At 68.5% G+C, this 20,302-nt stretch carries 20 protein-coding genes; 19 read left to right on the forward strand and 1 reads right to left on the reverse strand.

What is annotated here, in order from left to right; genetic code table 11:
• Positions 1-37: 37 nt before the first annotated feature.
• On the reverse strand, positions 38-799 hold the full coding sequence (locus tag V5F49_RS11990; protein ID WP_394115584.1) for a response regulator transcription factor: 762 nt from the start codon (positions 797-799) through the stop codon (positions 38-40).
• Between the two features lie 174 nt (positions 800-973).
• Between V5F49_RS11990 and V5F49_RS11995 the strand changes: the two genes are divergently transcribed.
• From V5F49_RS11995 to V5F49_RS12085, 19 genes are all read left to right on the forward strand, one after another.
• Positions 974-2,764 (forward strand): M3 family oligoendopeptidase, encoded by a 1,791-nt coding sequence (locus V5F49_RS11995; RefSeq protein WP_394115583.1) that lies wholly within the window; start codon positions 974-976, stop codon positions 2,762-2,764.
• A gap of 73 nt (positions 2,765-2,837) precedes the next feature.
• Positions 2,838-4,199: a murein hydrolase activator EnvC family protein gene (locus V5F49_RS12000; RefSeq protein WP_394115582.1), complete on the forward strand. Its 1,362-nt coding sequence runs from the start codon at positions 2,838-2,840 to the stop codon at positions 4,197-4,199.
• Positions 4,196-5,545 carry a S41 family peptidase gene (locus tag V5F49_RS12005; RefSeq protein ID WP_394115581.1) on the forward strand — a complete coding sequence of 450 codons (1,350 nt, stop codon included), beginning with the start codon at positions 4,196-4,198 and terminating at the stop codon, positions 5,543-5,545. The genes V5F49_RS12000 and V5F49_RS12005 overlap by 4 nt, the downstream gene beginning before the upstream one ends.
• A 225-nt stretch (positions 5,546-5,770) precedes the next feature.
• The gene (locus V5F49_RS12010; protein WP_394115580.1) at positions 5,771-6,574 is read left to right on the forward strand and encodes a transporter substrate-binding domain-containing protein; all 804 of its coding nucleotides are present in this window, start codon (positions 5,771-5,773) and stop codon (positions 6,572-6,574) included.
• Between the two features lie 203 nt (positions 6,575-6,777).
• Positions 6,778-7,452 carry an amino acid ABC transporter permease gene (locus V5F49_RS12015; RefSeq protein WP_394115579.1) on the forward strand — a complete coding sequence of 225 codons (675 nt, stop codon included), beginning with the start codon at positions 6,778-6,780 and terminating at the stop codon, positions 7,450-7,452.
• Positions 7,449-8,108 carry an amino acid ABC transporter permease gene (locus V5F49_RS12020; RefSeq protein ID WP_394115578.1) on the forward strand — a complete coding sequence of 220 codons (660 nt, stop codon included), beginning with the start codon at positions 7,449-7,451 and terminating at the stop codon, positions 8,106-8,108. Before V5F49_RS12015 ends, V5F49_RS12020 begins: the two co-directional genes overlap by 4 nt.
• The gene (locus V5F49_RS12025; protein WP_394115577.1) at positions 8,086-8,811 is read left to right on the forward strand and encodes an amino acid ABC transporter ATP-binding protein; all 726 of its coding nucleotides are present in this window, start codon (positions 8,086-8,088) and stop codon (positions 8,809-8,811) included. The genes V5F49_RS12020 and V5F49_RS12025 overlap by 23 nt, the downstream gene beginning before the upstream one ends.
• A gap of 207 nt (positions 8,812-9,018) precedes the next feature.
• Positions 9,019-9,606 (forward strand): F0F1 ATP synthase subunit delta, encoded by a 588-nt coding sequence (locus V5F49_RS12030; RefSeq protein ID WP_394115576.1) that lies wholly within the window; start codon positions 9,019-9,021, stop codon positions 9,604-9,606.
• Positions 9,606-11,138, forward strand: a complete 1,533-nt coding sequence (gene atpA / locus V5F49_RS12035) for a F0F1 ATP synthase subunit alpha (protein ID WP_394115575.1) — start codon at positions 9,606-9,608, stop codon at positions 11,136-11,138. Before V5F49_RS12030 ends, atpA begins: the two co-directional genes overlap by 1 nt.
• A gap of 36 nt (positions 11,139-11,174) precedes the next feature.
• Positions 11,175-12,050, forward strand: coding sequence for a F0F1 ATP synthase subunit gamma (locus V5F49_RS12040; RefSeq protein WP_394115574.1), 876 nt, complete (start codon positions 11,175-11,177; stop codon positions 12,048-12,050).
• Between the two features lie 33 nt (positions 12,051-12,083).
• Positions 12,084-13,520: a F0F1 ATP synthase subunit beta gene (gene atpD, locus V5F49_RS12045; protein ID WP_394115573.1), complete on the forward strand. Its 1,437-nt coding sequence runs from the start codon at positions 12,084-12,086 to the stop codon at positions 13,518-13,520.
• A 33-nt stretch (positions 13,521-13,553) separates the two neighbouring features.
• Positions 13,554-13,787, forward strand: a complete 234-nt coding sequence (locus V5F49_RS12050) for a hypothetical protein (protein ID WP_394115572.1) — start codon at positions 13,554-13,556, stop codon at positions 13,785-13,787.
• 46 nt (positions 13,788-13,833) lie between these two features.
• Positions 13,834-14,259, forward strand: a complete 426-nt coding sequence (locus V5F49_RS12055) for a F0F1 ATP synthase subunit epsilon (RefSeq protein WP_394115571.1) — start codon at positions 13,834-13,836, stop codon at positions 14,257-14,259.
• A 307-nt stretch (positions 14,260-14,566) separates the two neighbouring features.
• A complete protein-coding gene (locus tag V5F49_RS12060; RefSeq protein ID WP_394115570.1) occupies positions 14,567-15,340 on the forward strand; it encodes a Crp/Fnr family transcriptional regulator in 774 nt (257 codons plus the stop codon).
• A gap of 174 nt (positions 15,341-15,514) precedes the next feature.
• Complete coding sequence (locus V5F49_RS12065) at positions 15,515-16,966, forward strand: ABC transporter substrate-binding protein (RefSeq protein WP_394115569.1); 1,452 nt, start codon at positions 15,515-15,517, stop codon at positions 16,964-16,966.
• A 158-nt stretch (positions 16,967-17,124) separates the two neighbouring features.
• Positions 17,125-17,940, forward strand: coding sequence for an ABC transporter permease (locus V5F49_RS12070; protein WP_394115872.1), 816 nt, complete (start codon positions 17,125-17,127; stop codon positions 17,938-17,940).
• A 76-nt stretch (positions 17,941-18,016) separates the two neighbouring features.
• Positions 18,017-18,892, forward strand: a complete 876-nt coding sequence (locus tag V5F49_RS12075; RefSeq protein WP_394115568.1) for an ABC transporter ATP-binding protein — start codon at positions 18,017-18,019, stop codon at positions 18,890-18,892.
• A gap of 246 nt (positions 18,893-19,138) precedes the next feature.
• Positions 19,139-19,474, forward strand: a complete 336-nt coding sequence (fdxA, locus tag V5F49_RS12080) for a ferredoxin FdxA (protein WP_394115567.1) — start codon at positions 19,139-19,141, stop codon at positions 19,472-19,474.
• 7 nt (positions 19,475-19,481) lie between these two features.
• Positions 19,482-20,255 carry a ferredoxin--NADP reductase gene (locus V5F49_RS12085; RefSeq protein WP_394115566.1) on the forward strand — a complete coding sequence of 258 codons (774 nt, stop codon included), beginning with the start codon at positions 19,482-19,484 and terminating at the stop codon, positions 20,253-20,255.
• The last annotated feature ends 47 nt before the right edge of the window (positions 20,256-20,302 follow it).

Here is a 20,302-nt window from a genome sequence, read left to right on the forward strand (position 1 = left end):
TCACAACCCGTTCCTGATCCGGCTTTTCACGGCCTTGTCACTCAGCGGCAACAACCCGGATCGGCGTTGGTTCCAAAGCGAGGTTGCAGCCTACCGCCACGCTTGGATTGCCGTCCTCCAGCGCCGCCAGCTTGCGGTAGAGGGTCGAGCGGCCGATGCCGAGCCGGCGGGCGACTTCCGCCATCCGGCCTCCATAGAGATGGCAGGCAAAGCGGATCGCCTCGGCCTCGATCTGCTCGAGGCGGCGGGCGTGGCCGGAGGATTCGAGGCGCGCCACGGCCGGAGGGTCGATAGCGGGTGGCGCCGCCTCGGCTTCCGCATTCTCGGGCACGCGGGCGGGGGCAGCCGCCGGATGGAACGCGATGACGTTGCCGCCGCGGAACGGCGCGGAGGAAGGGGAGGCCACCGCACGCGAACCGGCCGGCTGCGCGGCGCGGGCGAGGGCCACGGCATTGGCGAGCGCCACCTCGAGACGCAGCGCGCCGGCCGGCTTCACCACGAAATCCCGCGCGCCGCCGCGGATGGCGCCGGCGGCGGCATCGAGCCCGGCCGGCGTCACCTGCACCACCGCCGGCACCGCGATGCCCCGCGCCGCCATGGCGGAGAGCACGCCCATCCCGTCGAGGCCGGGCAGCACCAGATCCAGCAGCACCACGTCGAACGTGCGCTCCTGAAGCAGCGCCAGCGCGGCATCGCCGTCGCAGGCGAGGGTGCAGTCGTAACCGAGGTGGGTGAGGGCGCCTTCGAGGCGGCGCGCCTCCAGCGGGTCGTCCTCGACCAGAAGCAGGGACAGGCTCATGAGGGAATCGCGGGGTCCGGCGGAGAGATTCGCCGCCAGCTTCGCCTGCCTTGGTTAAGAACCCTTAAGCTCCGCCCCGGCGCCGCCGGCTTGCGGCGGGGGCGCAATGCGGCGATTTTGTCGGTGACTCGCGCGCCGCGGCCGTGGCCCGCGCGCTCCCCTTCCGGAGGTCCCATGTCCGAAGCCGCCTTCCGCCTGCCCGAATGGAACCTGACCGACCTCTATGCCGGCATGGACGCGCCCGAGCTGAAGGCCGACATGGCGAAGGCGGACGCCGAGTGCGTCGCCTTCGAGACCGCCTACAAGGGCAAGCTGGCCGACATGCTCGCCGGCCCCGATGCCGGCGCGGTGCTGGCCGAGGCGGTGCGCCGCTACGAGACCATCGACGACCTCATCGGCCGCATCGCCTCCTACGGCAGCCTCGTCTATGCCGGCGACACCTCCGACCCGGCGCGCGCCAAGTTCTACGGCGACATCCAGGAGAAGCTGACCGAGGCCTCCACCCACCTGCTGTTCTTCACGCTGGAGCTGAACCGGCTGGACGACGTGGCGCTGGAGGCCGCCATGGCGGCGCCGGTGCTGGGCCACTACCGCCCGTGGCTGGAGGACCTGCGCAAGGACAAGCCCTATCAGCTCGACGACAAGATCGAGCAGCTGTTCCACGAGAAGTCGAGCCCCTCGCGCAGCGCCTGGAGCCGGCTGTTCGACGAGACCATCTCGTCCCTGCGCTTCAGCGTGGACGGGCAGGAGCTCGCCATCGAGCCCACCTTGAACCTGATGCAGGACCCCAAGGACGAGGTGCGCCGCACCGCCGGCCTCGCCCTTGCCGACACCTTCGGCAAGAACCTGCGGCTGTTCACCCTCATCACCAACACCCTGGCCAAGGACAAGGAAATCTCCGACCGCTGGCGCGGCTTCCCGGATGTCGCCTCCTCGCGCCATCTCGCCAACCGGGTGGAGCAGGAGGTGGTGGACGCCATGGTGGCGGCCATCCGCGAGGCCTATCCGCGCCTGTCGCACCGCTATTACGCGCTGAAGGCCCGGTGGTTCGGCAAGGAGAAGCTGGAGTTCTGGGATCGCAACGCGCCGCTGCCCAAGGTGGAGACGCGCGACATCGCCTGGGCCGAGGCGAAGGACACGGTGCTCTCCGCCTACGGCACCTTCTCGCCGAAGATGGCGGACATCGCCCGCACCTTCTTCGACAAGTCCTGGATCGACGCGCCGGTGCGCCCCGGCAAGTCGCCCGGCGCCTTCGCCCATCCCACCGTGCCGTCGGCGCATCCCTATGTGCTGCTCAACTACCAGGGCAAGCCGCGGGACGTGATGACGCTGGCCCACGAGCTCGGCCACGGCGTCCACCAGGTGCTGGCGGCCCGGCAGGGCGCGCTGATGGCGCCGACCCCGCTCACCCTGGCGGAGACCGCCTCGGTGTTCGGCGAGATGCTGACCTTCCGCCGCCTGCTGAACGCGGCCGAGAACCCGCGCGCCCGCAAGATCATGCTGGCGCAGAAGGTGGAGGACATGATCAACACGGTGGTCCGCCAGACCGCCTTCTACACCTTCGAGCGCCACGTCCACACCGAGCGCCGGCAGGGCGAGCTGACCGCCGAGCAGCTCGGCGAGATCTGGCTCAAGGTTCAGGGCGAGAGCCTCGGGCCGGCAATCCATCTCGGCGCCGGCTACGAGACCTTCTGGACCTACATCCCGCACTTCATCCACTCGCCCTTCTATGTCTACGCCTATGCCTTCGGCGACTGCCTCGTGAACTCGCTCTATGCGGTCTACGAGAAGGCGGCGGACGGCTTCGCCGAGCGCTACCTCGACATGCTGGCCGCCGGCGGCACCAAGCACCATGCGGAGCTGCTGGCCCCGTTCGGCCTAGACGCGCGCGACCCGGCCTTCTGGCAGACCGGCCTGTCGCTCATCGAGCGCATGATCGTCGAGCTGGAAGGGATGGAAGGCTGAGCCGTCCGGCGGCAGGCTGCGCCGGGGCGGGGGCTTTACCTGTCCTCAACCCCGCGCGGCGGAGGATGGCGGCATGAACCTCAGGGCGGTCCTGCTCCTGTCCTCGGCGCTGGCCGGCGCGCTGCTGCCGGGCGGCCCGCCGTCGCGCGCTCAGGCCCAGCCGTCGGCGCCGGTGCCGCTGCCGCCGCCGGTGCCGAATCGCTCCGGGCTCGATACCGACGCCCTGAAGTCCGACGTGCGCGGCGCCGAGGAGGCGCAGAAGCGCCTGCGGGCGGAGCTCGACGCCGCCAGGGGCGACCGCGCCCGGCTCAACCAGCTGCTGCTGGAGAGCGCCACCCGCTCCCGCGCCGTGGAGCAGCAGCTCATCGACGTGGAAGCCCGCATCGCCCAGCTCGACCGCTCGGCGGCGGAGCTGTCGAGCTCGCTCGACAAGCGGCGGGGCGTGCTGGCGCAGGTGCTCGCTGCCCTCATGCGCATGGGCCGCGAGCCCCCGCCCGCCCTCGTGATGCGGCCGGACGATGCGCTCGACGCGGTGCGCTCGGCCATCCTGCTGGGCGCGCTCCTGCCGGAGCTGCGGGTGGAGGCCGAGACACTGGCCGCCGATCTTTCCGAGCAGGCGCGGGTGCGGGCCGAGCTGTCCGCCGCCCGCGATACCCTCACCCGGCTGCGGACCGAGGCGGACGACGACCGGCGCCGCCTCTCCGCGCTGGTGAGCGAGCGCCAGCGCCGCCAGTCGGAGGAGCATCCCGTTCCGCCGGCGGACAAGACCCAGGCGGAGGCGGTCGCCAAGGCCACCAGCGACGTGCACGATCTCGTGACGCGGCTGGAGACGGAGGTGGGCCCGTCCGCCCGCGCCGCCGATGCCGCGCAATCGGTGACCCGCCCGCTGGAGCCGGGCAAGCCGGACCTGACGGCCCTGAAGGACCCCGCCCGCATCACGCCGGCGATCGCCTTCGCGCAGGCTAAGGGCTTGCTGCCGCTTCCGGTCGCCGGGGTTCCCGTGCGCGCCTTCGGCGCGGCCGACGGGGTGGGCGGGACCGAGAAGGGCATGACGATCGCCACCCGCGCCGGTGCTCCGGTGAGCGCGCCGGCGGATGGCTGGGTGGTCTATGCCGGACCGTTCCGAAGCTACGGGCAACTCTTGATTATCAACGCGGGCGGTGGATACCATGTCCTGATGGCGGGCATGGAGCGGATCACCGTGGACCTCGGCCAGTTCGTCCTCGCGGGCGAGCCGGTGGGGGTCATGGGCGGCCTGTCCCGCGGTCCCGGCCCTCGCGCTGCGGCAGGTCCGGGCGCGGCGCCTGCTCCGGTTTCCGTGACCATGGCGGCCACGGGACAGCCCCAATTGTATGTCGAGTTCCGCAAAGACGGGGTCTCGATCGACCCGACCCCCTGGTGGGCGGCAACGGACAGTCAGAAGGTACGTGGATGATGCGTCGGACGTCTCTATTTCTTTTCGGCGTGGCGGCTGGCGCCCTTGTGGCCGTGGCGGCTGTCCAGCCGCGCATGATCCTCGGCACCGCCGCGGAAGCCGCCTCCTCGGATACCTACAAGCAGCTGAACCTGTTCGGTGACGTGTTCGAGCGCGTGCGCGCCGACTACGTGGAGAAGCCGGACGACGCCAAGCTGATCGAGGCGGCCATCAACGGCATGCTGCAGTCGCTCGACCCGCACTCCTCCTACATGGACGCGAAGAATCACCGCGACATGCAGGTGCAGACCCGCGGCGAGTTCGGCGGCCTCGGCATCGAGGTCATCATGGAGGACGGCCTGGTGAAGGTCGTGACCCCCATGGAGGACACCCCCGCCAGCCGCGCCGGCATCCTCTCCGGCGACCTCATCGCCAAGCTCGACAACGACCAGGTGCAGGGCATGACCCTGAACGAGGCCGTCGACAAGATGCGCGGCCCGGTGAACACCCCGATCACGCTGACCATCCTGCGCAAGGGCGTGGAGAAGCCGATCGAGGTCAAGCTGGTGCGCGACACCATCAAGATCCAGACCGTGCGCTCGCGCGTCGAATCCGACGACATCGCCTACATCCGCCTCAACTCGTTCACCAACGAGCAGACCTACGAGGGCCTGAAGAAGGCCGTCGACGACCTGACCGCGAAGATCGGCCCGGACAAGATCAAGGGCTACATCCTCGACCTGCGGAACAACCCCGGCGGCCTGCTGGACCAGGCGGTGGCGGTGTCCGACGCCTTCCTCGACCGCGGCGAGATCGTCTCCACCCGCGGCCGCAACCCGGAAGAGACCCAGCGCTTCAACGCGCGCGGCGGCGACATCACCAAGGGCCGGCCGGTGATCGTGATGGTCAACGGCGGCTCGGCCTCGGCGTCGGAGATCGTCGCCGGCGCGCTGCAGGACCACAAGCGCGCCACGGTGCTGGGCTCGCGCAGCTTCGGCAAGGCCTCGGTGCAGACCATCATCCCGCTCGGCCAGCAGGGCGCGCTGCGCCTGACCACCGCGCGCTACTACACCCCCTCCGGCCGCTCCATCCAGGCCAAGGGCATCGAGCCCGACATCGTGCTGGTGCAGGACCTGCCCGAGGAGATGAAGCAGAAGCTCGGCGTCACCGCGGATACCACCCGCGGCGAGGCCTCGCTGAAGGGCCACCTGAAGAACGGCGAGGATGAGCAGACCGGCTCTCCGTCCTATGTCCCGCCGGATCCGAAGGACGACACCCAGCTGAAGCTGGCGGTGGAGCTGATGAAGGGCACGGTGAAGAACGCCGCCTTCCCGGCCACCCCCAACAAGGAATCCAAGGCGAACTGAGGCGTCCGCCTCAGCTCTTCAGTTTGCCTGCCTTCAGATTGTGCAAATGCCCCGTCCGGACCCTCCGGGCGGGGCATTTTCGTGTGCGGCCGCAACGGGTGCGCGCAGGAGTATCCCGGTGCGCGCCAAGCACCGTGGCAGCTATCGCCGGGGTTGCGGGCGGTGGCACGGGCCTTGCTGATTTGACCCTCACGAGGCGCCGCCCGGCGCGACCCGGAGAAGTCCATGCAGCCCACCCGCCGTTCCCTCCTGACCTCGAGCCTCCTCGCCGCTGCCCTGGCGCTGGCCCTGCCGGCCCTGCCCACGGCGGCGCGGGCGGAGGCGCTGGACGACATCCTCAAGTCGGGCGTGCTGAAGGTGGCCGTGCCGCAGGACTTCCCGCCGTTCGGCTCGGTGGGCCCGGACCTGAAGCCGCTGGGCTATGACATCGACGTGGCCAACCTCATCGCCAAGGGCCTCGGCGTGAAGGCCGAGCTGGTGCCCGTCACCAGCGCCAACCGCATCCCCTACCTGCAGACCAGGAAGGTGGATCTGGTCATCTCCAGCCTCGGCAAGAACCCGGAGCGGGAGAAGGTGATCGACTTCTCAGTGGCCTACGCGCCCTTCTTCAACGGCATCTTCGGCCCCGCCGACGTGAAGGTGGAGAAGATCGAGGACATCGCCGGCATGACCGTTGGCGTCACCCGCGGCTCGGTGGAAGACCTGGAGCTGACCAAGGTCGCCCCGCCCACGGCCGAGATCAAGCGCTACGAGGACAACAACTCCACCATCTCGGCCTTCCTCTCCGGCCAGGTGAAGGTGGTGGCCACCGGCAACGTGGTGGCGGCGGCGATCCTCGCCCGCAACCCGCCGAAGAAGCCGCAGGTGAAGGTGCTGATCAAGAACTCCCCCTGCTACGTGGGCCTGAACAAGGACGAGCCCAAGCTGCTGGAGAAGGTCAACGCCATCCTCGCCGCCGCCCGTGCGGACGGCTCGCTCGACAAGATCTCCGAGAAGTGGCTCGGCACGTCGCTGCCGAAGGATCTCTGAGCGGTCGCGGAGCCGGCGCAGGGGCGCGGCCGCACGGCGGCCCGCCTGCGTGCCGGCTGACGCGTACCCGCGGCGTCCGCGACCCGTGCACGGGCCAGGGCGTCCGCGCCGGGGGGCATCGCCGGAGGCGCGCAGCGGATCGGTGAACGGGTTTGGGGGCGGACCGGGTCGCGCGGCGACCGGACGCCAGGGGGAGCCGGCTCATGGCCTACAGCTTCGATTTCATGGCACTCGCCGACTACGGGCCGGTGATCGCCAAGGGCGTCGCCATCACCGTCGAGCTCACGGTGGTGGGCGGGGCGGCTGGCATCGCCCTCGGCATCGCCTGCGCCTGGGCGCGGGCGCTGGGACCAAGGTGGCTGAGGCCACCGGTCTCGGCCTATGTGGAGCTGATCCGGAACACGCCGTTCCTGATCCAGCTGTTCTTCATCTTCTTCGGCCTGCCGGCGGCGGGCGTCGCGCTCACCGAGATGCAGGCGGCCATCCTCGCCATGGTCATCAACCTCGGCGCCTATGCCTGCGAGATCATCCGCGCCGGCATCGAGGCCACTCCACGCGGCCAGTTCGAGGCCGGCGCCTCGCTGGCCATGAGCCGGCTGCAGACCTTCCGCCACGTGGTGCTGGTGCCGGCTCTGCAGAAGATCTGGCCGGCTTTGTCCTCGCAGGTGGTCATCGTCATGTTCGGCTCGGCGGTGTGCTCCCAGATCTCGGTGGAGGAGCTGACCTTCGCCGCCAACTACATCCAGTCGCGCACCTTCCGCGCGTTCGAGGCCTACATCGTCGCCACCCTCATCTACCTCGTGCTGGCGGTGCTGGTGCGGCAGGTGATGCGCGGCGTTGGCCTGCTGGTCTTCCCCCGCCGGAGGGCGACGCCATGATGGCCTTCACCACCTGGGATATCGTCTCCAACCTGCTTCTGGCGGCCCGCTGGACCGTGCTGCTGTCGCTCCTCGCCTTCATCGGCGGCGGCGCGGTGGGGCTCATGGTGCTGTATGCGCGCATCAGCCGGAGCGCCTGGGCGCGCCGGGCGGCGGTGCTGCACATCGAGCTGTTCCAGGGCACGCCGCTGCTGATGCAGCTGTTCCTCATCTTCTTCGGCCTGCCGCTGCTGGGAGTGGAGGTGTCGCCCTGGGCGGCAGCCATCCTCTCGCTCACGCTGTGGACGTCCGCCTTCCTCGCCGAGATCTGGCGCGGCTGCGTGGAGGCGATCCCGAAGGGCCAGTGGGAGGCCTCCACCTCCCTCGCCATGAGCTTCTTCGAGCAGTTGCGCTACGTGATCCTGCCGCAGGCGCTGCGCATCGCCGTGCCGCCCACGGTGGGCTTCTCGGTGCAGGTGGTCAAAGGCACGGCGCTGACCTCGATCATCGGCTTCGTGGAGCTCTCCAAGGCCGCCACCATCATCACCAACGCCACGTTCGAGCCGTTCACCGTCTACGGCTTCGCGGCGCTCATCTATTTCGCTCTGTGCTGGCCGCTCTCCAAGTCGAGCCAGATCCTGGAAAGGAAGCTCAATGTCGCTCATCACCATCACTGAGGTGCGCAAGAGCTTCGGCGCGAACGAGGTGCTGAAGGGAATCAACCTCGACATCGCCGCCGGCGAGGTGATCGCCATCATCGGCAAGTCCGGGTCCGGCAAGTCCACCCTGCTGCGCTGCATCAACGGGCTGGAGACCATCAATGCCGGCGCCATCACGGTCGCCGGGGCCCAGCTGGCGCCGGACGAGGTGCACCTGCGGGCGCTCCGGCTCAAGGTCGGGATGATCTTCCAGGGCTTCAACCTGTTCCCGCACCTCACCGCCGGGCGCAACGTCATGCTCTCGCCCATGGTGGTGAAGAAGGTGGCGCAGAAGGAGGCGGAGGCCGAGGCGCGGGTGCGGCTGGAGCAGGTGGGCCTCGCCCACAAGTTCGACGCCTATCCCGACCAGCTCTCCGGCGGCCAGCAGCAGCGCGTCGCCATCGCCCGCGCGCTGGCCATGAAGCCGCTGGCCCTACTATGTGATGAGATCACCTCCGCGCTCGATCCGGAACTGGTGAACGAGGTGCTGGCGGTGGTGAAGGAGCTGGCCGAGGAGGGCATGACGCTGGTGATGGTCACGCACGAGATGCGGTTTGCCCGCGAAGTGTGTGACCGCGTGGTGTTCATGCATCAGGGCCGGGTGCATGAGATCGGCCCGCCGGAGGAGGTTTTCGCCCATCCGCAGACCCCCGAGCTGAAGCAGTTCCTGGGGGTGGCCTGACACCCCCTCCCGGGGGAGTTTGATGGTAAAGTCGGCTCCCGGTGCGGCAATGCGGCCTAGGTGCCATCCTTCGGTCATGTTGCCGCCTTGATCGGCCTGTGTTAGGCACACCGGGATTTCGAGGGGCGGGTTCAGCCCCCTCGCGAGGTCGCACAAGAATATTCCCAACAGATCAAGGGCTTGGGTCGTCGTGGCGTTTGGATCGCCATGCCTGGGCTGCAAGTCCGAGAGAGGTGCGGGGTGGCGGATACGATCGTGTCAGGCATGGCGGGGCGCTACGCGACCGCGCTGTTCGAACTGGCGACACAGGCTGGCGCCGTCGATTCCGTGAAGGCGGATCTCGATCAGCTGGCGTTCCTCATTGCGGAGAGCGCGGATTTCTCCCGCCTGGTGAAGAGCCCGGCCTTCACGGCCGAGGAGCAGCTGAAGGCGGTCTCCGCGATTATCCAGAGCGTCGGCATTTCCGGCCTGGCCGGAAACTTCGTGAAGCTGGTGGCGCAGAACCGCCGGCTGTTCGCGCTGCCGCGCATGATTTCCGATTATGCCGCGCTCGTGGCCGCCCAGCGCGGCGAGACGACGGCGCAGGTGACGGTGGCCTCGCCGTTGAGCGACGACCACTTCGCCGCGCTGAAGGCGACGCTGGCTGACAAGACCGGCAAGGACGTGAATCTCGACGTCACCGTCGATCCGTCCATCCTCGGTGGTCTCATCGTGAAGCTCGGCTCCCGCATGGTCGACGCCTCGCTCAAGACCAAACTCAATTCTATCCGGCATGCGATGAAAGAGGTCCGCTGATGGACATTCGAGCCGCTGAAATCTCCGCCATCCTCAAGGAGCAGATCCAGAACTTCGGCCAGGAGGCCGAGGTTTCGGAGGTAGGCCAGGTCCTCTCCGTCGGTGACGGCATCGCCCGCGTCTACGGCCTCGACAACGTCCAGGCCGGCGAGATGGTCGAGTTCGAGAACGGCACGCGCGGCATGGCGCTGAACCTCGAGATCGACAACGTCGGCATCGTGATCTTCGGCTCGGACCGCGAGATCAAGGAAGGCCAGACCGTCAAGCGCACCGGCGCCATCGTGGACGCCCCCGTCGGCAAGGGCCTGCTCGGCCGCGTGGTCGACGCCCTCGGCAACCCGATCGACGGCAAGGGCCCGATCGTCTACACCGAGCGCCGTCGCGTCGACGTGAAGGCCCCCGGCATCATCCCGCGCAAGTCGGTGCATGAGCCGATGCAGACCGGCCTCAAGGCCATCGACGCGCTGATCCCGATCGGCCGCGGCCAGCGCGAGCTCATCATCGGCGACCGCCAGACCGGCAAGACCGCCGTCGCGCTCGACTCGATCCTCAACCAGAAGCCCCTGAACGCCGGCGACGCCCCGGAGAGCCAGAAGCTCTACTGCGTGTACGTCGCCGTGGGCCAGAAGCGCTCCACCGTCGCGCAGTTCGTGAAGGTGCTCGAGGAGCAGGGCGCGCTGGAGTATTCCATCGTCGTCGCCGCCACCGCCTCGGACGCCGCGCCGATGCAGTTCCTGGCGCCGTTCACCGGCACCGCCATGGGCGAGTACTTCCGTGACAACGGCATGCACGCGCTCATCATCCACGACGACCTGTCCAAGCAGGCCGTGGCCTACCGCCAGATGTCGCTGCTGCTGCGCCGCCCGCCGGGCCGCGAGGCCTATCCCGGCGACGTGTTCTACCTGCACTCCCGCCTGCTGGAGCGCGCCGCGAAGCTCAACGACGCCCACGGCGCCGGCTCGCTGACCGCCCTGCCGGTGATCGAGACCCAGGCCAACGACGTGTCGGCCTACATCCCGACCAACGTGATCTCCATCACCGACGGCCAGATCTTCCTGGAGTCCGACCTGTTCTACCAGGGCATCCGCCCGGCGGTGAACGTCGGCCTCTCGGTGTCGCGCGTCGGCTCCTCCGCCCAGATCAAGGCGATGAAGCAGGTGGCGGGCAAGATCAAGGGCGAGCTCGCCCAGTACCGTGAGCTCGCGGCCTTCGCCCAGTTCGGCTCCGACCTCGACGCCTCCACCCAGAAGCTGCTGAACCGCGGCGCGCGTCTCACCGAGCTGCTGAAGCAGAGCCAGTTCTCGCCCCTGAAGGTCGAGGAGCAGGTGGCGGTGATCTTCGCCGGCACCAACGGCTACCTGGACCCGCTGCCGGTCTCCAAGGTGCGCGAGTTCGAGCAGGGCCTCCTGCTGGCCCTGCGCTCCCAGCACCCGGAGATCCTGGAAGCCATCCGCACGTCCAAGGAACTGTCCAAGGACACCGCCGAGAAGCTGACGAAGGCCCTGGATGCCTTTGCCAAGAGCTTTGCCTGAACGGCGCCTGTTCCTCGAACCTGACGGACGGGCACGATGGCGAGCCTGAAAGACCTACGAAACCGCATCGCCTCGGTGAAGGCGACGCAGAAGATCACCAAGGCGATGCAGATGGTCGCCGCGGCGAAGCTGCGTCGTGCCCAGATGGCGGCGGAAGCGGCCCGTCCCTATGCCGAGCGCATGGAGACGGTGCTGGGCAATCTCGCCGCCGGCATCATCGGCGGCGGGGAAGCGCCCGTCCTGATCGCCGGCACCGGCTCCACCCAGAAGCACCTGCTTCTGGTGGCCACCGGCGAGCGCGGCCTGTGCGGCGCCTTCAACACCTCGATCGTCCGCCTCGCCCGCGAGCGGGCGCAGCAGCTGATCGGCGAAGGCAAGGACGTCAAGATCTTCTGCGTCGGCCGCAAGGGCTACGACCAGCTCAAGCGGGTCTTTCCCGACCGCATCATCGAGCTCGTGGACCTGCGCGCGGTGCGTACCATCGGCTTCAAGGAAGCCAGTGACATCGCCGCGAAGATCCTCGCCATGCTCGACGCCGGCGCGTTCGACGTCTGCACGCTCTTCTACTCCCAGTTCAAGAGCGTGATCTCGCAGGTGCCCACGGCCCAGCAGATCATCCCCGCCACCTTCGAGGCGCAGGACGCCGACGAGGCGGGCCCCGTCTATGAATATGAGCCGGCGGAGGAAGACATCCTCGCCGACCTCCTGCCCCGCAACATCGCGGTGCAGATCTTCCGCGCCCTCCTGGAGAACCAGGCGTCGTTCTACGGCTCGCAGATGAGCGCCATGGACAACGCGACGCGGAACGCGGGCGACATGATCAAGAAGCAGACGCTGATCTACAACCGGACGCGTCAGGCCATGATCACGAAGGAACTCATCGAAATCATCTCCGGCGCCGAAGCGCTCTGACCGCGGCCTGGACGAGGACAAAGGACGACGAACATGGCGAACCCCACCGGACGCATCACCCAGGTCATCGGCGCCGTTGTCGACGTGCAGTTCGACAGCCACCTGCCGGAAATCCTCAACGCGCTCGAGACCACCAACCACGGCAACCGCCTGGTGCTCGAGGTGGCCCAGCATCTCGGCGAGAACACCGTTCGCGCCATCGCGATGGATGCCACCGAGGGCCTCGTGCGTGGCCAGGCCGTGACCGACACCGGCGCGCCGATCCTGGTGCCCGTGGGTGACGCCACCCTCGGCCGCATCATGAACGTGATCGGCGAGGCGGTGGACGAGCTCGGTCCGGTGGTCGGCGAGACCAGGCGCGCCATCCACCAGCCGGCTCCGTCCTATGCGGACCAGTCCACCGAGGCCGAGATCCTCGTCACCGGCATCAAGGTGGTGGATCTGCTCGCGCCCTACTCCAAGGGCGGCAAGATCGGCCTGTTCGGCGGCGCCGGCGTGGGCAAGACCGTGCTCATCATGGAGCTCATCAACAACATCGCGAAGGCGCACGGCGGCTATTCCGTGTTCGCCGGCGTGGGTGAGCGCACCCGCGAGGGCAACGACCTCTATCACGAGATGATCGAGTCCAAGGTGAACGTGGACCCCCACGAGCACAACGGCTCGGCCGCCGGCTCCAAGTGCGCCCTCGTGTACGGCCAGATGAACGAGCCCCCGGGCGCCCGCGCCCGCGTCGCGCTCACCGGCCTCACCGTCGCCGAGCACTTCCGCGACCAGGGCCAGGACGTGCTGTTCTTCGTGGACAACATCTTCCGCTTCACCCAGGCCGGCTCGGAAGTGTCGGCGCTGCTCGGCCGCATTCCCTCGGCGGTGGGCTACCAGCCGACGCTGGCCACCGACATGGGCGCGCTGCAGGAGCGCATCACCACCACCACCAAGGGCTCGATCACCTCGGTGCAGGCCATCTACGTGCCCGCCGACGACCTGACCGACCCGGCCCCGGCCGCCTCCTTCGCCCATCTCGACGCGACCACCGTGCTCTCGCGCTCCATCGCCGAGAAGGGCATCTACCCGGCGGTGGACCCGCTCGACTCCACCTCGCGCATCCTGTCCCCGCTGGTCATCGGCGAGGAGCACTACAACGTGGCGCGCCAGGTGCAGCAGACCCTCCAGCGCTACAAGGCGCTGCAGGACATCATCGCGATCCTGGGCATGGACGAGCTCTCCGAAGAGGACAAGCTCACCGTGGCCCGCGCCCGCAAGATCGAGCGCTTCCTGTCGCAGCCCTTCCACGTCGCGGAAGTGTTCACCGGCTCCCCGGGCAAGCTCGTGGACCTGAAGGACACCATCTCCGGCTTCAAGGGCCTGGTGGAAGGCAAGTACGACTACCTGCCCGAGCAGGCCTTCTACATGGTTGGCTCCATGGAAGAGGCCATCGAGAAGGGCAAGAAGCTGGCTGCCGAGGCGGCCTGATCCCGGACCGGGACCTGAGGCGGGGGCGACGCGATGAACGTGAAGATCCTCTGCCTTGTCCTCGGGTTGCTGGCCGGCGGCATCGTCGGCTGGCTGACCCGCCCGCAGGTGGCGGAAATCCGCCTGCCGGGCATCGATATCAAGGTGCAGGGGGAAGGGCCGCGCGGCGGCCTGACCTCGGAGCAGTCCCGCCACATCGGCCTCGCCGCAGTGGTGGGCGCGATCATCGGGCTCGGCGTCGGCTTCGTGGCCGACCGCCGGCGCTGACGGGCCCGGCCGCGATGGCCGGCCGCCCGACCCGGAGACGATAAAGATGGCGACCTTACCCTTTGAGCTGGTCTCTCCCGAGCGGCTTGTGTTCTCGGGCGCCGTGACCGAGGTGATCGTCCCCGGCGCGGAAGGCGAGTTCGGCGTGCTGGCGGGCCATGCGCCCTTCATCGGCATGCTGAAGCCCGGCATCCTCACCATCAAGGGCGACGGCGCCCCGCGCGCCTTCTTCGTCCGCGGCGGCTTCGCCGAGGTGAACCCGTCGGGCCTCACCATCCTCGCCGAAGAGGCGAAGCCGGTGGAGGAGCTCGATCTCGGCGCCCTGCAGCAGCAGATCCAGGACGCGCGCGAGGACGTGGCCGACGCCTCCACCGACGAGACCCGCCAGCGCGCCGCGCGGCACCTCGCCGATCTCGAGCAGGTTTATGCGGCGCTGGAGCAGGGCCGCAGCGGCGGCGCCGGCGGCCACTGATCGGGCGCGTTGCGAAGTTCGGAACAGCATAACGGCGGCCGCAGGGCCGCCGTTCTGCGTTTGGGGGGCAGCCGCGCAGCTTGAGCGGGTCGTGATCGGGAGGCGGCGGGCGCGAGCGTACGGACCCCGCAGGTTCCAATCCTTGCTGCTGCGCGGCAGGTGGCTGGGAAACCGTCGGTCAGGCGGCGTGGTTGCGTCGGTGACCGCAGGGCCTTTACCGCAATAATAAACTAAATAAATCGACATAATATATAATTGTCTGGTACGCTTCTTGCGGTTGGAATGGCTCCAACGGGAGAGAGCGTCCATGATTTCCGCCCCGCCCCAGGGCCAGCTCCCCACTGCCGGCTCACCCTTGCTCGCGACGGCCGCCGCGCAGGCGCTGCTCCTCACGGAAAACGCCGCGCTCGCCAACGGCCCGCCGCAGCTGTTCCAGCGCCTCACCGCGCGGGAGCGCGAGGAGGTGCTGCGGGAGGGGCAGCGCCGCGTCGTCTATCGCGGCAAGATGCTGTTCTCGCAGGGCACGCCCAACGATGGCCTGTTCCTGGTGGAGAGCGGGCGCATCCGCGTGTTCTACATTGCGCCGTCCGGGCGCGAGATCACGCTGGCCTATTGGAATCCGGGCAATTTCGTCGGCGGTCCGGAGCTGTTCGGGCAGGGGCAGCATGTGTGGTCCGGCGTGGCGGCGACCAACTCCGTAGTGGTGCACCTCTCCGGCAAGACCTTGCGGCGGCTGATCGCGCAGATCCCCGCCTTCGCCATCGGCTTGATCGAAGGCCTCACCTTCAAGGGCAAGTGCTATTCCGCCCTTGCCCAGATGCTGGGCACCCGCTCCGTCACCGAGCGCCTGGCGCACCTGCTGCTGCATCTGGCCGATTCCTACGGCGTGGAGGAGGACGGCGCCACGGTCATCGGCTCCGCCTTCACCCACGCGGACCTCGCCCACATGGTGGGCGCCACGCGCCAGTGGGTCACCATCAGCCTCAAGCGCCTTCAGGAGCAGGGGGTGGTGAAGGCGGAAAAGGCCAAGCTCGTCATCTACGACCTCGAAGCCCTGCACGCCATGCGCGGCGACCGCTGAGCCACTGTCAGGATGGCCTGCGCCGGTCGCGCAGGCACGCTCTGCCCAAAAGACGGGCGCGTTCGCAAAGGAGGCAACTAATCGACACCCCCACCGCATCTTCCTTTGAACGGATCGAAGCCGGCGCCTGAAGATCAGCCTCACGAGCCGTCTTTGCCCCGAGAGGTGGACCCGATGACCACGCTTTCCTGCCTGCTTTCCCGCTCTCCCCGCCTGCGCAGCCTCGCCCTGGGGCTTGCCGCCTCCAGCGCCCTCGCCGGGCTCCCCGCCGCAGCGGAAACCATCAACATCGGCATCGGCACGCAGGACACCACCACCAACACCGTCACCACCGGCGTGGTCATCAAGGAGCTGAAGCTCCTCGACACGTACCTGCCCAAGGACGGCAAGTACGCCGGCGTCAGCTACAACATCGACTGGCAGAACTTCACCTCCGGCCCGCCGGTCACCAACGGCATGATGGCCGACAAGCTGCAGTTCGGCGGCATGGGCGACTTTCCGCTGGTGGTGAACGGCTACACCTTCCAGTCCAATCCGCAGTCCAAGTCCCAGCTGATCGCGGTGGCGGCCTACAACATCCACGGCTCCGGCAACGGCGTGGTGGTGCACAAGGACTCGCCCTATTTCGAGCTCTCCGACCTGAAGGGCAAGGTGCTGAGCGTGCCGTTCGGCTCGGCGGCCCACGGCATGGTGCTGAAGGCCATGCAGGACAAGGGCTGGCCGGCCGATTACCTCAAGCTGGTCAGCCAGTCGCCGGAGGTGGGCTCCACCAACCTGCAGGAAAAGAAGATCGACGCCCACGCCGACTTCGTGCCGTTCGCCGAGCTGCTGCCGTTCCGCGGCTTCGCGCGCAAGATCTTCGACGGCGTAGAGACCAACGCCCCCACCTGGCACGGCGTGGTGGTGCGCACCGACTTCGCCGAGAAGTATCCGGAAGTGGTGGTGGGCTATCTGAAGGCGGTCGTCGCCGCCAACGACTGGGTGCGCAAGGACCCGAAGACCGCCGCCGAGCAGATCGCCAAGTGGACCGGCATCGACAAGGAGGTGGTCTACATCTTCCTTGGCCCCGGCGGCATCATGACCATGGACCCCACCATCAAGCCGCAGCTCGTCGCCGACGCGGCGGAGGACGCCGGCGTGCTGCAGAAGCTCGGCCGCATGAAGGAGTTCGACGTCAAGGCCTGGGTGAACGACAGCTACCTGCGCCAGGCCTACAAGGAGCTCGGGCTTGATTACGAGGCCCAGCTCGCCAGCCTGAAGAATTACGAGGTCTCCGGCGAGGACACCTTCTGCAAGGTGAGCGTGACGGAGCCGCGCAAGGCCGGCGAGATCTGGATCGAGGGCGAGGGCATCAAGCCCTATTCCAGCCCCGCCTGCACGCTCGGGGCGCTCGCCGAGCTGACCCAGCAGGGCAAGAAGGCGAGCATGACCTACCTGTTCGACACCGCCCGCGGCATCAAGCTGTTCGCCAGCGAGGCCTTCTTCGCCGTCTCCACCAAGGACGGGAAGACCGAGGTGCTGCCGTTCCTCCTGAAGGCCGATGCCGAGGCGTCCGCGGCCAAGTCCGGCGGCAAGGTCATGGGCCTTGGCGAGGCCCTGAAGGCCGCCACCGGCGCGAAGGGGTGAGGGCCATGCAGGGCGCAGTGGCCAAGAGCGGCATGAAGGCGGGGGTTTCCATGGGACTGAGCGTGGCGCCCCTGCAGCTCGCCGGCACGCGGGGGGAGGGTGCGCCCGGCCCCATCGTGCTGCGGCCGGAACGGGTGGAGCGCGCCGCGCAGCCGCCCATGAGCCGGTCCTTGCCGGCGCGGGCCCGGCGATGGCTGCGGCTGAACGCCCCGGCCATCCGCGCCACCTTGCTGGGGGCGCTCTCCATCGGCCTGTTCATCCTCGCCTGGCACGTGGCGACCACCAACCGCATGAGCTTCTACGTGCGGTTCGTCAACGTCCCGTCCCCGGAACAGGTGCTGGAAAGCGCGCGCACGGCCTTCTCCTCCGGCGCGTTCCTGGATCACATCCTCATTTCCTGCCGGCGCATCTTCCTGGGCTTTGCCATCGCCACCCTCGTGGCGGTGCCGCTGGGGCTGCTGATGGGGCGGTTCAAGCTGCTCAAGGAGTTCGTGTTCCCGGTCACGGAGGTGCTGCGGCCGATCCCCGCCATCGCCTGGGTGCCCATGGCCATCATGCTGTGGCCGACCAATGAGGAAAGCATCGTCTTCATCACCTTCCTCGGCTCGTTCTTTCCCATCCTCATCAACACGCTGCACGGCATGGCCAATGTGGACGAGGTGCTGGTGCGCGCCGCGCGCTGCCTCGGGGCGAAGGAGCGCGCCGTGTTCCGCGAGGTGTATTTCCCCGCAGTGCTGCCGCAGATCTTCACCGGCCTCACCGTGGGCATGGGGGTGGCGTGGGTGTCGCTGATCGCGGCGGAGATGATCTCCGGCCAGTTCGGCATCGGCTACTTCACCTGGGAGGCCTATTCCCTGGTGCAGTACCCGGACATCGCGCTGGGCATGATCACCATCGGCGTGCTCGGGCTCGGCTCGTCCTTCCTGCTGCGCGCAGCCGGCCGGGCCGCGACGCCGTGGTCCCGCAGCAAGTGATGCGCGGGATGGCGGTGCCCGCGTGACCCCAGACCATCGCCCGAAGCCCGTTCCAGCCAGCCGAGAGAGGCGCGCCATGGCCGTTCCAGCCACTCCCCCCGTCCAGACCGGCCTCATCGAGGTCACCGGCTTCGAGCTCGCCTATGACACGGTGGACGGCGCGGTGATCGCGGTGAGCGATGCCGACCTGGTGGTCCATCCGGGCGAGTTCGTCTCCATCATCGGCCCGTCGGGCTGCGGCAAGTCCACCCTGCTGAACGCCGTGGCGGGCTTCCTGAAGCCGACCGCCGGCCGCGTCACCGTGGACGGGGAAGCGGTGAAGGGGCCATCCGCCGACCGGGGCATGGTGTTCCAGCAATATTCCCTGTTCCCGTGGAAGACCGTGCGCGAGAATGTGGAATTCGGGCTCAAGATGCGCGGCATGGGCAAGTCCGAGCGGGCGGTGGCGGCGCGCACCCTGCTCGGCCTCGCCGGCCTCTCCGCGTTCGAGGACCATTATCCGGACCGCCTCTCCGGCGGCATGAAGCAGCGCGTGGGCATCGTGCGGGCGCTGGCGACGGGGCCGAAGGTGCTGCTGCTGGACGAGCCGTTCGGCGCGCTCGATGCGCAGACGCGGGTCATCATGCAGCAGATCCTCACCAACCTCTGGCAGCGGCTCGGCATCTCGGTGCTGTTCGTGACCCACGACATCGACGAGGCGATCTATCTCTCGGACCGCATCTACGTCATGACCGCGCGCCCCGGCTGCATCAAGGCCGAGGTGACGGTGCCGCTGCCGCGTCCGCGCGATGCCGCGCTCCAGCTCTCGCCGGAGTTCGTGCAGCTCCGCGCGGATCTCGGCGCGCTGATCCGCGAGGAGAGCCTGAAGGCCATGGGCGGCGAGCTGAACGAGGACGCGCTGAAGGGCCTCGCCGTGAACCTCAACGGGGCGAGCCTCGCCGAGGTGGTGTGAGGCGGCGCCCTTCTCCGGTTCGGCCGGGAGGGTTGCACTCTACGGATCAACTGCCGGCCGCACGGCGCAATGGGGCCTCCGGATGGGGCCTCCGGCGGCGCCGGAGGATGACGCCTGCGCGGCGCCCCGCGCGTCCCGCCGGCCTCCCGAAAATCCGCAATTAATTGACCCGGCAAGGACTTGAGGCTCAGGCGCCGGGCGTCGTCCGGTTAATCTTGGATCTGAAGAAACAACCGGATCTGCCCCATGACTTACGTCGTCACCGACAAGTGCATCCGCTGCAAATTCATGGATTGCGTCTCCGTTTGCCCGGTGGACTGCTTCTATGAGGGCGAGAACATGCTCGTCATCAATCCCGACGAGTGCATCGACTGCGGCGTGTGCGAGCCCGAATGCCCGGCCGCCGCCATCTCCGCCGACAGCGCGCCCGAGGCGGCGCCCTGGATCGCGCTCAACGCCCAGTATGCCGCCCTGTGGCCGAACATCACCGAGAAGAAGGAGCCGCCGGCCGACGCCACCGACTGGATGGAGGTGGACGGCAAGTTCGACAGCGCCTTCTCCGCGGCCCCCGGACAGGCGTGAGGCGGCCATGAGCAATCTCAACACCGAGACCGTCCTCGAGGTCCGCCACTGGACCGACCGCCTGTTCTCCTTCACCGCCACGCGGGATGCCTCCTTCCGCTTCAAGAGCGGCCAGTTCACCATGATCGGCCTGCCGGTGGAGGACAGGCCGCTGCTGCGGGCCTATTCGCTCGCCTGCGCGCCCCACGAGGAGACGCTGGAGTTCTTTTCCATCAAGGTGCCCGACGGCCGGCTCACCTCGCGCCTGCAGATCCTGCGGCCCGGCGATCCGATCCTGGTGGGGCGCCGGCCCACGGGCACGCTGCTGCTCGACAACCTCAAGCCCGGCAAGCGGCTGTACCTGCTCGCCACCGGCACCGGCCTCGCCCCCTTCGTCTCCATCGCGCGCGATCCGGAGACCTATGAGCGTTACGAGCACATCGTCCTCGTCCATGGCTGCCGCGAGGTGGCGGAGCTGGCCTATGGCGAGGAGGTGGTGGCGGGGCTGAAGGGCCATGACCTGCTCGGCGAATATGCCGCCGCCCAGCTGCTGCATTACCCGACCGTGACGCGCGAGCCGTTCCGCAATCGCGGCCGCGTCACCGACCTGATGGAGGACGGCCGCCTGTTCGCCGACCTCGGCCTGCCGGATCTCGATCCCGCCCACGACCGGGTGATGCTGTGCGGCTCGCCGCAGATGATCGCCGACACCCGCGCCCTGCTGGAGCGTCGCGGCTTTGCCGAGGGCGCCGGGCACCGGCCCGACACCTTCGTGGTGGAGAAGGCGTTCGCCGAGCGCTGAACCGCTGCTGCAACCTCTTCGTAAGCGGCTGGCGCTATGGTCCGTCC

Origin of the sequence: Xanthobacter lutulentifluminis (genome assembly GCF_043194675.2) — a bacterium.
Taxonomy (GTDB): domain Bacteria; phylum Pseudomonadota; class Alphaproteobacteria; order Rhizobiales; family Xanthobacteraceae; genus Xanthobacter.